The organism is Serratia sp. BNK-10 (genome assembly GCF_047456065.1).
Taxonomy (GTDB): Bacteria; Pseudomonadota; Gammaproteobacteria; order Enterobacterales; family Enterobacteriaceae; genus Serratia; species Serratia ureilytica.
Window position 1 is genome coordinate 2660720 of record NZ_CP179894.1, and the last position, 13178, is coordinate 2673897.

The following is a 13178-nucleotide window of genomic DNA, read 5'->3' on the forward strand; positions in this document are numbered from 1 at the left end:
AACGCGCAAAAACACCGGCCCTGAGAAATTTGCCGCCGTAAAACAAGCTCCGGTTGCGCCCGCCCCCGCCGCGTTGTTAGGGTACGTGCTACGACTGATTTAAGGATGCATAAAGGACAATGGAAACAACCTTGCGCAGCGCCCTGCTCAAAAACTTCCTGGGGCAATCTCCCGACTGGTACAAACTGACCATTCTCATTTTCCTGGCGATCAACCCGCTGGTGTTCTTTTTCGCCAGCCCGTTTCTCGCGGGTTGGCTGTTGGTGATCGAGTTCATCTTTACCCTGGCGATGGCGTTGAAATGTTACCCGCTGCTGCCGGGCGGCCTGCTGGCGCTGGAGGCCGTGGCCATCGGCATGACCAGCCCGGCGCAGGTTTCGCAGGAAATCGAACATAATCTGGAAGTGCTGCTGCTGCTGGTCTTTATGGTGGCCGGCATCTACTTTATGAAGCAACTGCTGCTGTTCGTGTTCACCAAGCTGCTGCTCAATATCCGCTCGAAAACGCTGCTGTCGCTGGCGTTCTGCCTGGCGGCCGCCTTCCTTTCCGCCTTCCTCGATGCGCTGACGGTCGTCGCGGTAGTGATCAGCGTCGCCACGGGGTTCTATTCCATCTATCACAATGTGACGTCGAACCGCTCCGACGGCGACATCGGCGATGACAGCGATTTCACCGGCGAAGAGCGCAAGCAGACGCTGGAGCAATTCCGCGCCTTTCTGCGCAGCCTGCTGATGCACGCCGGCGTCGGCACCGCGCTCGGCGGAGTCATGACCATGGTGGGCGAGCCACAGAACCTGATCATCGCCAAAAGCGCGGGCTGGGGCTTTATCGACTTCTTCCTGCGGATGGCGCCGGTCACTTTGCCAGTGCTGGCATGCGGCCTGCTGGTCTGCTGGCTGGTAGAGCGTTTTCGCCTGTTTGGCTACGGCACGCCACTGCCGGAAGCGGTGCGTGAGGTGCTGAAAGAGTATGATCGCAAGGCCACCGCAGGCCGCAGCAAGCAAGAAAGGCTCAAGCTGGTGATGCAAGCCCTGATCGGCGTTTGGCTGGTGCTGGCGCTGGCCTTCCACCTGGCGGAAGTCGGGCTGATCGGCCTGTCGGTCATCATTCTCGCCACATCGCTGTGCGGCGTGAACGACGAACACGCCATCGGCAAAGCGTTCCAGGAGGCGCTGCCGTTCACCGCCCTGCTGACGGTATTTTTCACCGTGGTGGCCGTGATCATTGAGCAACACCTGTTCAGCCCGGTGATCCAGTTTGTACTGCGCGCCGAGCCCGCTTCTCAGCTTTCGCTGTTCTACCTGTTCAACGGTCTGCTGTCGTCGGTTTCCGACAACGTATTCGTCGGCACGGTTTACATCAACGAAGCGCGCACCGCGCTGGAAACCGGCGCCATTGCGCTGAAACAGTTCGAACTGCTGGCGGTCGCCATCAATACCGGCACCAACCTGCCTTCGGTCGCGACCCCCAACGGCCAGGCGGCGTTCCTGTTCCTTTTGACGTCGGCCTTGGCGCCGCTGGTGCGTCTGTCGTATGGCCGCATGGTGTGGATGGCCCTGCCTTATACGATCGTATTGACCGTGGTCGGCCTGCTGTGCGTACAGTTCACGCTGGAGCCGGCGACCGAACTGTTGACACAGTGGCACTGGCTGACGCTGCCGCCTGTCGACGCCATCGGCCACTGATGCGGCGCCGGCAGGGTAAACCGACTATTTTTACGCTGAAACCGGCCCAGGTGGCTGGCAGCGAGGGGGAATTGGTTTACACTGCCGGTTCAATTGCTTACTGCATGGAAGAATCTAGATATGTTGCAATTCTTTAACCGCTGTTCACAAGGACGCGGCGCCTGGCTGCTGATGGCCCTGACAGCGTTGGTGTTGGAACTGGTCGCGCTCTATTTCCAGCACGTTATGCTGCTGCAGCCCTGCGTCATGTGCATTTACGAGCGTTGCGCGCTGTTCGGCATCCTCGGCGCCTCACTGGTGGGCGCCATCGCGCCGAAAACGCCGCTGCGCTATGTGGCGATCCTGCTGTGGATCTACAGCGCCTGGGAAGGCGTACAGCTGGCGTGGAAACACACCATGATCCAACTGCACCCCTCGCCGTTCAATACCTGCGATTTCTTCGTCAGCTTCCCGTCCTGGCTGCCGCTGGATAAATGGCTGCCTGCGGTGTTCCACGCTTCCGGTGACTGTTCCGTGCGTCAATGGCAGTTCCTGACGCTGGAAATGCCACAGTGGCTGGTGGGTATCTTCGGTGCCTATCTGCTGGTGGCGCTGATTGTGCTGATCGCGCAATTTGTTCGCCCACGCCGCCGCGATTTGTTCGGCCGCTGATAGGCCAACAAACAAAAAACGGCGCCTCAGGGCGCCGTTTTTTTAGGGTATTACTGTTGAATTCAGAGATAACCCCATTTCAGGTATGTGTAAGGAAGTAAACGAGCACGATCAGTGCCCCAGCTACGGCAAACAGACGGACCATTTTCATTGTTATGCTCTCGAACTTGCGGGAGAGCGGCCAAATTACCCAACTTATCGTTTAAAAAGAAGCATCCTGGCTCGATTAAGCGCGTAATTTACATAACATTAAACTTCTGCGTTGCCAGCGGGCCAACACATGCTGTGCAGGCACTTTCCTCACGGCCTGCGGGCATCAATAAATTACCGTTATTTATGAACGACTGCGTCTTTGTCACATTCAGAGCACAATATTTTGGTGAAGTTTGCCCATAAAATCCTTATAGTATCGGCAAAGTGAGTACTACCGATTTCCCTGGTGTTGTTGTGTGTCTTGCCCCTCATCTTTGCAGGGGCTTTTTTCCTTCTCCCCCAACCGTCAGTCCCCGCTGCCTTTAAATAAATCATTCAAATTTAACTCTGCGCGGTATCACTCATCGGCCAACGTTCGCGCACTAATGATTAAAATCGTCCGTGATTCTTTCCTTATGCTGAATGCAGTAGGCCAATGATATCAAGGACACGATTTATGCCGGATAGCACCTTTCCCCCCACGTCTCAGCGCCCGTTCCTGCGGCGCATGCTGCTCAAAGCAGGGAAAAAATTCCTGCGCTGGAACGGCGAATTTCAAACTCGCCATTCGCTCATCTCCACCACGCCGCGGATCGGTAATCATGAATTTAATTGGGTGGCGGCGCTGGAAGCCCGTTGGCCTGCCATTCGCCAGGAGTTGGATCGGTTACTGGAGCACCCGGAGGACATCCCCGCGTTCCACCAAATATCACCGGATCAGAAACGCATCTCCAAAGGGGATAATTGGAAAACCTTCGGGCTATTTGTCTACGGGCAGCGCGTTGATGAGAACTGCGCCATTTGTCCGCACACCGCACAGGCGGTCAGCGAGATCCCCGGCATGCGCACCGCCATGTTCTCGATTCTTAAGCCGCACTATCACATCGTACCTCACAAAGGCCCGACTCGCGCCGTGGTGCGCGCGCATTTGGGATTGATCGTGCCAAAGGATCGGGAAAAGCTCTGGATCCGCGTCGACGATCAGATCCTGCACTGGGATGAAGGCAAGGTCATTTTGTTTGATGACTCTTATGAACACGAGGTGCGCAATGATACCGACGAACTGCGTGCGGTGCTGTTTCTCGATATCGACCGGCCGATGGACAAAGTGGGGACGGCGGTAAATAAACTGCTGTTCAGCCTGATTAAAGCCAGCCCTTACGTGAAGCAGCCGCTGAAAAATCTGGCCAACTGGCGCCGCCGCGACAAAAAAGAGTGAAGTGACGGCTTATGCCATAACCTCACGCCTGCTGGTTAGCGCAATTGCAGAGGGCGGCGTGTCCTGACACGCCGCCCTCTTGCATGAAAACGCGTCTTGCTGCGCAAGGGGGCCGGCGTTATCTGGCCCAGTCCGGCTTGTTGAGGATATGGTCCTGCCAGTCCACCACTTCACTCTCGCGCACCGCGATATGCCGCACCGTGATGCGCTCACCGTGCATCGCCGCCTTGGAGCCGCTCAGCAACGGGTGCCAGGGGAACAGCGGCTTGCCTTCGCCGATCAGGCGATAGGCGCAGGTCGGCGGCAACCAATCGAAGGTGGTGAGGTTTTCGCGCGTCAATTTGATGCAGTCCTCTTCCAGCTCGAAGCGCCGCTCGTAGTTACGGCATTGGCAGGATTTGATGTTGAGCTGGTTGCAGGCTACGTTGGTAAAATAAATCTCGTCGGTATCTTCGTCGATCAGCTTATTCAAACAGCATTGCCCGCACCCGTCGCACAGCGATTCCCACTCTTGTTCTGACATTTCCGCCAGCGTTTTCTGTTGCCAAAAAGCGAGTTGTGACATGTTAGCGTCCGGTTTCGGTAAATGGATAACTCACCTGCGCACAGGTTCGAGGGGGCACTATATAGACATTTTAGCCGCGAGATGCAAGTTTTGCCGCCGACGATGCCGGCGGCGAACAAGCGATCAGATCACCCGGGTGCTGAGCGCTTTACCGTTCAGACTGATTTTCAGCATGTCGCCGGAAGCCATCGGGCCTACGCCCTGCGGCGTGCCGGTCAGGATGATGTCGCCGGCGCGCAGCGTGAAGAAACGGCTCATGTAGCTGATTAGCGGCAGGATCGGCGTGATCATGTCACGCGTATTGCCCTGCTGGCGCAGTTGATCGTTGACGGTCAACGACAGCTCGGCGTTTTGCGGATCGCCGAATTCCGCCACCGGGATAAACCCTGACATCGGACAAGACCCGTCGAAGGCTTTGGCCTTTTCCCACGGCTGACCGGCCTTTTTAAAACCGGCTTGCAGATCGCGCAGCGTCAGATCGAGCGCCACGCCGTAACCGGCAATCGCACGCGCCACGCGATCTTCGTTGGCCTGCTTCAACGGCGTGCCGATCAGTACCGCCAGCTCTACCTCATGATGCACCGCACCGAACTCTTTAGGGATGGCCACCGGCTGGCGGATATCGCATAACGCCGTTTCCGGTTTGATGAACACCACCGGCTCGACGGACACCGCGCTGCCCATTTCCTTGATGTGATCGGCGTAGTTGCTGCCGACGCAGACCACCTTGTTCACAGGGAAATCGAGCAGCGAACCCTGCCAGTCTCTGTGTTGATACATACCGCTTCTCCCAAACTGTAGAGGCTTGGCGCGCCAAGCCGATTATTGGTGTGCCGGATCAATGCCCGATCGCGTCTGCCATCATACCCACGGCGATAGCGAAATAGTAAGAGCGATTCCAGTGCATCAGGGTGCGGAAATTATCATAGACCAAGAAGGTCCGCCCCTGCAGATCATCCGGCGCGATGATCCAACCGCGCTGCACGGCGTGCGGCAACGCGCGGCCATCCGCACGGCGCACGCCGCGTTTCTGCCAGTCGTTGACGCTGCGCGCCTGCGCGTCTTTCAGGCCCAGTTCGGCTCGATTGAAGCCGGCGGGCAGTTTGACCTCGCGCCCCCAACCGATGCCGGGCTGCCAGCCCTCTTTGGACAGGTAGCTGGCCGTGGACGCGAAAACGTCGTCAATGTTATTCCAGATATCGATGCGCCCGTCACCGTCGCCGTCCGCCGCATAGCGCAGGAAGGAGCTTGGCATAAACTGACATTGCCCCATCGCGCCGGCCCAGGACCCTTTGAGCGGCGTATCGCCAACGTGCCCCTGTTCGACTATCTGCAACGCCGCCAGCAGCTCCCGGCTGAAAAAGGCCTCGCGGCGCCCTTCGAACGCCAGCGTCGCCAGCGCGGACACCACGTCCTCCCGCCCCTGGATCTTGCCATAGGCGCTCTCCATGCCCCACAGCGCGATGATATAGCGCCCCGGCACCCGATAGCGTTCGCTGGCGCGCAGCCATTGCGCATGGCGCTGCCGGTACAGTTCGCGCCCCTGCCGCACCTTGGCGGGCGACATCACCCGCCGCAGGTAATCGTCCAAAGTGATCTTCTGCTCCGGCTGATTGCGATCGGCCTTGATCACCCGATCGACGAAATGGATTTGCGCAAAGGCGCGGTCAAGGGTGGCCTGACTGATGCCCTGTTCCCGCGCCCGGCGCTTCAGTTGCTCGACATACGCCGGGAACTGCGCCGGATCGCGCCCGCTGGTGGCCAGCGTCGTCTCCTGCGCCGCCTGCGGTGCGCCCGGCATCATCGCACCGCCCAGCGCCAGCCAAACGGCCAACGCGGTACTTCTCGCCGAACGTGTCATCATGCCTCCCCTGACCGTAGCGGCGGTCTCAGGCCTTGTCGCCCGCCAAATGCTGATTGAGCAGGTTTTCCACCGGCGGCGGGAACTGCAGGTAATAACCTTCGTCTTTCAGCGCCTGTTTCACCTTTTCGATATCCGCCGAGGCCAATTTCTTGCGTTCATCGAGTGAAAGCATCATGGCGAATTGCGGTACGCCGAAACTTTTCATCAGCGCTTCCGGCACACGAGAGAAATCGTCTTTTTTTTCGACATAAAGATAAGTTTGATCGCGTTTCGGGCTTCTATAGATCACACAAAGCATTTTTTTAACTCTATTTAATTGAGGGAGCGTCTTGCCTGGATATAACTCTGACTATAACATGCTTATAGTACATCGGAATATCGCACCCCGAGTGGTATTCCGGGGATTTAAAGTTGCTGAGACTGAGTCAGGATAGATGTCACAATCGCCAATTGAGCTAAAAGGCAGCAGTTTTACCCTATCGGTTGTTCATTTGCATAATTCGCAGCCCGAGGTAATACGCCAGGCGTTACAGGAAAAAGTTGAGCAAGCGCCCGCTTTTCTGAAAAACGCCCCTGTTGTTATCAACGTCGCAACGCTGGATGGCGATGCGAACTGGAAAGAACTTCAACAGGCTGTCGCGGCGGCAGGTCTGCGCGTTGTGGGTATCAGCGGTTGCAGAGATGAGCGTCAAAAGCGCGCGATAGCCCGTGCCGGGCTGCCGTTGCTGAGCGAAGGCAGAGGCCAGAAAATGGCGGCGCCGGAGCCTGCACCTGCGCCCGTGGTGGCGGATAACGCCCCCGCCAAAACGCGTATCATCAGCACCCCTGTCCGTTCCGGCCAACAGATTTACGCCCGCAACTGCGATCTTATCGTGACCAGCAGCGTCAGCGCCGGCGCCGAACTGATTGCCGACGGCAACATTCATGTCTATGGCATGATGCGCGGTCGCGCGCTGGCAGGCGCGTCAGGCGACACGCAATGTCAGATTTTTTGCACCCACCTGGCGGCTGAGCTAGTCTCTATCGCAGGGCAGTACTGGTTGAGCGACCAAATCCCGTCCGATTACGTCGGGCAGGCCGTACGACTCAGCCTGTTGGATAACGCTTTAACCATACAACCTTTAAATTAAGCCCTTTTGACAAGGAATCCATTTCATGGCACGCATTATTGTTGTTACATCGGGTAAAGGGGGCGTTGGCAAGACCACTTCGAGCGCGGCCATCGCTACCGGCCTGGCCCAGAAAGGCAAGAAAACCGTCGTGATCGATTTCGATATCGGCCTGCGTAATCTTGACCTGATCATGGGCTGCGAACGTCGGGTAGTTTATGATTTCGTGAACGTGATTCAGGGCGACGCCACGCTGAATCAGGCGTTGATCAAAGACAAACGCACTGAAAACCTCTATATCCTGCCGGCTTCGCAGACACGCGACAAAGACGCGTTGACCCGTGAAGGCGTTGAAAAAGTCCTCAACGATCTCGGCGAGATGGATTTTGACTTCGTGGTGTGCGACTCACCGGCCGGTATCGAAACCGGTGCGCTGATGGCGCTGTATTTCGCCGACGAAGCTATCATCACCACCAACCCGGAAGTCTCTTCGGTACGCGACTCCGACCGTATCCTGGGCATCCTTTCCTCCAAATCGCGCCGCGCCGAGAAAGGCGAATCGCCTATCAAGGAACACCTGCTGCTGACCCGTTACAACCCGGGCCGCGTCAGCCGTGGCGACATGCTGAGCATGGAAGACGTGCTGGAAATCCTGCGCATTCCACTGGTGGGTGTGATCCCGGAAGACCAGTCCGTACTGCGTGCTTCCAACCAGGGTGAGCCTGTCATTCTGGATGCCGAGTCAGACGCCGGTAAGGCGTATGACGATACCGTTTGCCGCTTGTTGGGGGAAGAACGCCCATTCCGCTTCATTGAAGAAGAGAAGAAGGGTTTCCTGAAACGCCTTTTTGGGGGATAAACCATGGCCTTATTAGACTTCTTTCTGTCCCGCAAAAAACAGACAGCCAATATAGCCAAGGAACGGCTGCAGATTATCGTCGCAGAGCGTCGTCGCGGGGACAGTGAGCCCCCGTATCTGCCTGATTTGAAACGCGATATTCTGGCGGTTATTTGCAAATACATTCAGATCGATCCTGAAATGCTGCATGTGCAGTTCGAGCAGAAAGGGGACGATATTTCGGTACTTGAACTTAACGTGACATTACCGGAATCGGAAGAAGCAGCTAAATGATTGCGACGCATTAATTACCCCCTGTATATTTTATGCAGGGGGTAACTGTATGTGCATCCAGTTATTAAGCATTATCGGCAGCAAAAAATCGATTTTTCCCTTTGGGACAATTCCCAATTAACTTTGCCGCCACCTCGTTTAAAGTAAATTCTGGCCAGATTTACATTCAACGCATTATTTCCTGCCTATATTCACCCGAGCAGAGTTTCCCTACCCTGCCCTGGTGATAACCAGCGATTAATAATCTTTCAGGATGTCCTGCAACGGCGCCATTAATAAATCGCCGCGCCAGCCGCTGATTAATTCAGGGCGACTCTCGCCGTCCTTCAGTTTCCAATGCCAGTTCAACAATTGGTTAATTTGGCGACGGGATGCCAGCAGCTCGCTGCTCAACCCGCTTTGCTCGCTGACGGTGGCGATAGCGGCCTTGATGTCCTTAAACACCTTCTTGTAGCCCGGCTGATCGATAAGGTTAGCCAACGGCGCCGGCAAATCGGACTCCTCCAGCGCTTCGGCTTCGGCCACCAGCGCCAACAGCGTTTTGCCGTGATAACGGATCTCCGGCCCGCTCAGGCCCAGCGAATCCAGTTCTCCCAGCGAAGACGGCATAAAGCGCGCCACCTGCCACAGGTTCTCCTCGCGAACCACGAAGTTCACCGCCAGATCGCGCTCGCGCGCCTGGCGCAACCGCCATTCCGCCAACTTCTGCAGACACCCCAGCTGACGCGGGCGCAACTGCCAGGCATTGCTGATTTCGCGATAGGCCACTTCCGGCGCCAGCGCCTCGCTACGGCGTTGGCACAGCAGCAAGCACTCGTTATTGGCCGCAGCGGTCCAGCCGGCCTCTTCGGTCTCCTGCACCAGCTGTTTGGCCATCGGCAGCAGGTAGAACACGTCGGCGGCCGCATACACGCACTGTCTTTCAGTCAGCGGGCGCGCCAGCCAATCGGTGCGCGACTCGCTCTTGTCCAGTTCAACCTTCATGTACTCCGCCACCAGCGTCGCAAAGCCGCAGGAGAGCGGCCGACCGGTAAAGGCCGCCAGGATCTGAGTGTCGATCATCGGCGTCGGCAGCGTTTTAAAGGCGTTGAGAAACACTTCAAGATCTTCACTGCCGGCATGCAGAAACTTCACCACGGCGGTGTCGGCCAGCAGCTCGACAAACGGTTGCCAGTGCTTGATCGGCAGAGGATCGATAAGGGAGAGTTGTTCACCGTCGTAAAGCTGGATCAGGCCCAGCTGCGGATAGTAGGTACGCGTTCTGACAAACTCGGTGTCCAGCGCAACCTGGGCATGCTTTCTCGCCTGCTCGCAGACCTGCTGCAATCCGGCATCGGTAGTGATCAACTGATAATTCAAAACATCATTCTCTTGTAGGATTCAAACACAACAACGCCGGCATTCACCGGCGTTGTTGATAGGCTGACGCGAGAGCAAAACCTAGGCGGCATCGGCCGGCTTAGGCGCTTTTTGCTCATCGCGCAATTCTCGCCGCAAAATCTTGCCGACGTTCGACTTCGGCAGTTCATCGCGGAACTCAACAATTTTAGGCACTTTATACCCGGTCAGGTGGCGTCGGCAATGGGTCAACAGCTCTTCCTTGGTCAGCGAGGCGTCTTTCTTCACCACGCAGATCTTCACCGTTTCGCCGGAGGCCTCGCTGGGCACGCCGATTGCCGCACATTCCAGCACTTTCGGGTGCTGGCTGACCACATCTTCAATCTCGTTCGGATACACGTTGAAACCCGAGACCAGGATCATGTCTTTCTTGCGGTCGACGATGCGCACAAATCCCTGATCGTCCACGGTCACCACATCACCGGTCGCCAGCCAGCCGTCTTTCAGCACTTCGTCGGTGGCATCCGGGCGCTGCCAATAGCCTAACATAACTTGCGGCCCTTTGACCCACAGTTCGCCCGGCTCGCCCGGCGGCACGTCATGGCCGTTGTCGTCCACCAACCGAATGTCCGTCGACGGCACCGGCAGACCGATGCTGCCGCTGTAGTGTTTAAGATCGTAAGGGTTGCCGGCCACCAGCGGCGCGCACTCCGTCAGGCCGTAACCTTCCAGCAGGTGTTTGCCGGTGGTTTTCTCCCACTTCTCGGCCACCGATTTTTGCACCGACATGCCGCCGCCGACCGAGAAACGCAGCGTAGAGAAATCGAGCTTGTGGAAGTCTTCGTTATTCAGCAACGCATTGAACAGCGTATTCACCCCGCTCATGGCGGTGAACGGGTATTTGCCCAATTCTTTCACCAACCCCGGAATGTCACGCGGGTTGGTGATCAGCAAATTGCGCCCGCCCAGATCGATAAACAGCAGGCAGTTCACCGTCAGCGCGAAAATGTGATACAGCGGCAGCGCCGTCACCACCAGCTCCTGCCCTTCACGGAACAGCGGCGAATAGGCGGCCTTGGCCTGCTCAAGGTTGGCCTGCATGTTGCGGTGCGTCAGCATCGCCCCCTTCGCCACCCCGGTGGTGCCGCCGGTGTATTGCAGGAAAGCCAGATCGGCATTAATGATGTCCGGTTTTACATATTGTAAACGGCGGCCGCGCTGCAGCGCGCTGCGGAAGGAAATGGCGTCCGGCAGATTGTATTTCGGCACCAGACGCTTAACGTATTTGACCACGAAGTTGACCAACGTGCCCTTGGCGGCCGACAGCTGATCGCCCATGCGCGTCAGGATCACGTGTTTGACCTGGGTGTTGAACACCACTTTTTCCAGCGTATGGGCAAAGTTGGAGACGATGACGATGGCACTGGCGCCGCTGTCATTCAACTGGTGCTCCAGCTCGCGCGGGGTATACAGCGGGTTGACGTTGACCACCACCATGCCGGCGCGCAGAATGCCGAACAGGGCAATGGGATATTGCAACAGGTTAGGCATCATCAGCGCGACGCGGTCGCCCTTCTTCAGGCCCAGCTCATTTTGCAGGTAAGCCGCGAAAGCCCGGCTGCGTTCTTCCAGTTTGCGGAAGGTCATCACCTCGCCCATATTGATAAAGGCGGGCTGATCGGCATAGCGCTGCACGGCATGCTCAAACATTTCGATCAACGACGAATAGCGATCGGCATCAATCTCTGCGGGCACATCTGCCGGATACCGTTTTAACCAGACCTTATCCAAGGTATTACTCCTGAAATCATTACTAATTATCATCGCAGCCCTCAAACTCGCAGCCTAACCATAACAATATTTTAACTCAGCAGACCAGTTCGGGTTTTAAACATTACTCAGGTTGCGATGTACGTCACTAATTGTCGGATATTCCTTATCCCAAAAAACAAAAGGGCGGCCTGAGCCGCCCTGTCAAATTTGTTCACATCAAGCGTATGTTACTCGGTTACGATGGTTTGCACCTGTGCCGGGCCGGGGTTGTACCAGCCATAGCCGGCGCCCCAGCCGGGTCCCCACGGGCCACCGCGCCAGCCCCAAGGGCCCATCGGCGCAGGCGGCATCACCACCTGCTGTACCAGATGCCAGCGCTTGAAACCGGTCACGTTCATCGTTACGAAGCGATATGGCGTCATGCCGATCCGCCCCTCTTTCAGGCCGGTGATAGGGCCGACGACGGTCACCAGTTGGCCTTTGAAATCGACCGGTTCGAGGAAGCCGTTCACCGTGGCCAGCAAGCGGCCGTTCGACGGTTCACCCAGTATCGGCCGCGCACCGCTGTCGAGCGGCACCGCCGCGATCTCCAGCAGCGTGCGCCCTTGTTCGTTGGCGACGTTCACCACGGTGCCGCCGAAGCGGGCTTCCGCGCCGGTAAACAGGTTCGGTGCATTTTGTACCGAGGAAAGCTGAGTCACCGGCGAAGGGCTGGAGCCTTTGATCGCATCCGGTACGGTGACGCACCCGGTCAGAACCAGCGCGCCGCAGGCGACGGCCAGCAGCGACAGCTTTTTACTTGCAGTGCGGATTAACATGGTCGCAATCTCCTGAAATGCCTGTAACTTTGACCGCATTTCAGCGTTCAAGTTGCAGGCCTTCATCGCCCGGCATCAACATCAGCACAATAACGCCGCGATTACTCGCGGCCCGGCAGTTTTTTCCAGGTCACTTCATTGCGCAGGTAGGTCGGCTCGGCGTTTTCCACCGCCACCGCCAGCCCCTGTTGCCAGGCGTGCAGCGCCAGCGGCAGCATGTCTTCCGCCTGCGGCAACAGCATCTGGCCGTCGCGCACGCTCAGCGTGGAACCGTTGACCAGATCGGGGTAGGTTTGCCAGCCGGTGCCGACGTGGGCCCATTCGCCCTGCAGGCGCTGTGTGCGCTCGAGCGCCTGCGCCGGCGACAGCACCGCCTCGCCTTCGCTTTCCAACCAACGGCCGTCGGCCTGACGTTCGAACTGCCCCCAGTAAACCTCGCCCATGCGCGCATCGATCGCCGCCAGCACACGCTCCGCGCCGCTGACGCGCCAGGCGCCCTGCGCCATGGTTTGCAGCGTAGAAACGCCGATCATCGGCAGATCGGCGCCCAGCGCCAGGCCCTGAGCGATGCCGATGCCGATGCGCACCCCGGTAAAACTGCCGGGGCCGCGGCCGAAGGCCAGCGCATCGAGCTGGTTGAGCGCCAGGCCGGATTCCGCCAGCACCTGCTGCACCATAGGTAAAATACGTTGCGTATGCTCGCGTGGGCACAGCTCAAACAGGGCGTGGATTTCGCCTTGATTCCAGACGGCGACGGAACAGGCTTCCGTCGCGGTATCGATCGCTAAAATTCGCGTGGACATGCCAACCTCTGGCGGGAATAAAACTGGGT

14 protein-coding genes are annotated in these 13178 nt (G+C 57.6%); 6 read left to right on the plus strand and 8 right to left on the minus strand.

All coding sequences use genetic code 11. The annotated features are described in order from the left end of the window. The first annotated feature begins 119 nt into the window (after nt 1-119). The 3 genes from nhaB (at nt 120) to ACMGG9_RS12940 (ending at nt 3747) form a co-directional block, all read left to right on the plus strand. Nucleotides 120-1685 (plus strand): sodium/proton antiporter NhaB, encoded by a 1566-nt coding sequence (nhaB, locus tag ACMGG9_RS12930; RefSeq protein ID WP_033643334.1) that lies wholly within the window; start codon nt 120-122, stop codon nt 1683-1685. Nucleotides 1686-1805: 120 nt separating this feature from the next. Continuing rightward, on the plus strand, nt 1806-2336 hold the full coding sequence (dsbB, locus tag ACMGG9_RS12935) for a disulfide bond formation protein DsbB (protein ID WP_033643335.1): 531 nt from the start codon (nt 1806-1808) through the stop codon (nt 2334-2336). A gap of 649 nt (nt 2337-2985) precedes the next feature. After that, the gene (locus ACMGG9_RS12940; protein WP_033650953.1) at nt 2986-3747 is read left to right on the plus strand and encodes an aspartyl/asparaginyl beta-hydroxylase domain-containing protein; all 762 of its coding nucleotides are present in this window, start codon (nt 2986-2988) and stop codon (nt 3745-3747) included. A gap of 118 nt (nt 3748-3865) precedes the next feature. Here the strand turns inward: ACMGG9_RS12940 and ACMGG9_RS12945 are convergent, their stop codons facing one another. The 4 genes from ACMGG9_RS12945 to ACMGG9_RS12960 form a co-directional block, all read right to left on the minus strand. Continuing rightward, the gene (locus tag ACMGG9_RS12945) at nt 3866-4312 is read right to left on the minus strand and encodes a YcgN family cysteine cluster protein (RefSeq protein WP_025159803.1); all 447 of its coding nucleotides are present in this window, start codon (nt 4310-4312) and stop codon (nt 3866-3868) included. Nucleotides 4313-4435: 123 nt separating this feature from the next. Then, a complete protein-coding gene (locus tag ACMGG9_RS12950; RefSeq protein ID WP_033643338.1) occupies nt 4436-5092 on the minus strand; it encodes a fumarylacetoacetate hydrolase family protein in 657 nt (218 codons plus the stop codon). A gap of 58 nt (nt 5093-5150) precedes the next feature. After that, a complete protein-coding gene (locus ACMGG9_RS12955; protein ID WP_089192611.1) occupies nt 5151-6173 on the minus strand; it encodes a lytic transglycosylase domain-containing protein in 1023 nt (340 codons plus the stop codon). A 28-nt stretch (nt 6174-6201) separates the two neighbouring features. Next, a complete protein-coding gene (locus ACMGG9_RS12960) occupies nt 6202-6474 on the minus strand; it encodes a YcgL domain-containing protein (protein WP_033643340.1) in 273 nt (90 codons plus the stop codon). A gap of 136 nt (nt 6475-6610) precedes the next feature. On the opposite strand from ACMGG9_RS12960, the gene minC reads away from it, so the two are divergent. From minC to minE, 3 genes are read left to right on the plus strand one after another with little or no spacing between them, the layout of a single operon-like run. Beyond that, entirely contained in the window at nt 6611-7306 is a 696-nt protein-coding gene (gene minC / locus ACMGG9_RS12965) for a septum site-determining protein MinC (protein ID WP_033650952.1), read from the plus strand. 25 nt (nt 7307-7331) lie between these two features. Next, nucleotides 7332-8144, plus strand: coding sequence for a septum site-determining protein MinD (gene minD / locus ACMGG9_RS12970; protein WP_004932300.1), 813 nt, complete (start codon nt 7332-7334; stop codon nt 8142-8144). 3 nt (nt 8145-8147) lie between these two features. Continuing rightward, nucleotides 8148-8417 (plus strand): cell division topological specificity factor MinE, encoded by a 270-nt coding sequence (minE, locus tag ACMGG9_RS12975; RefSeq protein WP_004932303.1) that lies wholly within the window; start codon nt 8148-8150, stop codon nt 8415-8417. A gap of 237 nt (nt 8418-8654) precedes the next feature. Here minE and rnd read toward each other — a convergent pair whose 3' ends face one another. The 4 genes from rnd to tsaB all read right to left on the minus strand — a co-directional run bounded on the left by rnd (nt 8655) and on the right by tsaB (nt 13149). Continuing rightward, entirely contained in the window at nt 8655-9776 is a 1122-nt protein-coding gene (gene rnd, locus ACMGG9_RS12980; protein ID WP_033650951.1) for a ribonuclease D, read from the minus strand. An 81-nt stretch (nt 9777-9857) separates the two neighbouring features. Further along, nucleotides 9858-11546, minus strand: a complete 1689-nt coding sequence (gene fadD / locus ACMGG9_RS12985) for a long-chain-fatty-acid--CoA ligase FadD (RefSeq protein WP_033643344.1) — start codon at nt 11544-11546, stop codon at nt 9858-9860. A 209-nt stretch (nt 11547-11755) separates the two neighbouring features. Further along, nucleotides 11756-12346, minus strand: coding sequence for a Slp family lipoprotein (locus tag ACMGG9_RS12990; RefSeq protein ID WP_021503867.1), 591 nt, complete (start codon nt 12344-12346; stop codon nt 11756-11758). Nucleotides 12347-12447: 101 nt separating this feature from the next. Beyond that, nucleotides 12448-13149: a tRNA (adenosine(37)-N6)-threonylcarbamoyltransferase complex dimerization subunit type 1 TsaB gene (gene tsaB, locus ACMGG9_RS12995; protein WP_033650950.1), complete on the minus strand. Its 702-nt coding sequence runs from the start codon at nt 13147-13149 to the stop codon at nt 12448-12450. Nucleotides 13150-13178: the final 29 nt, after the last annotated feature.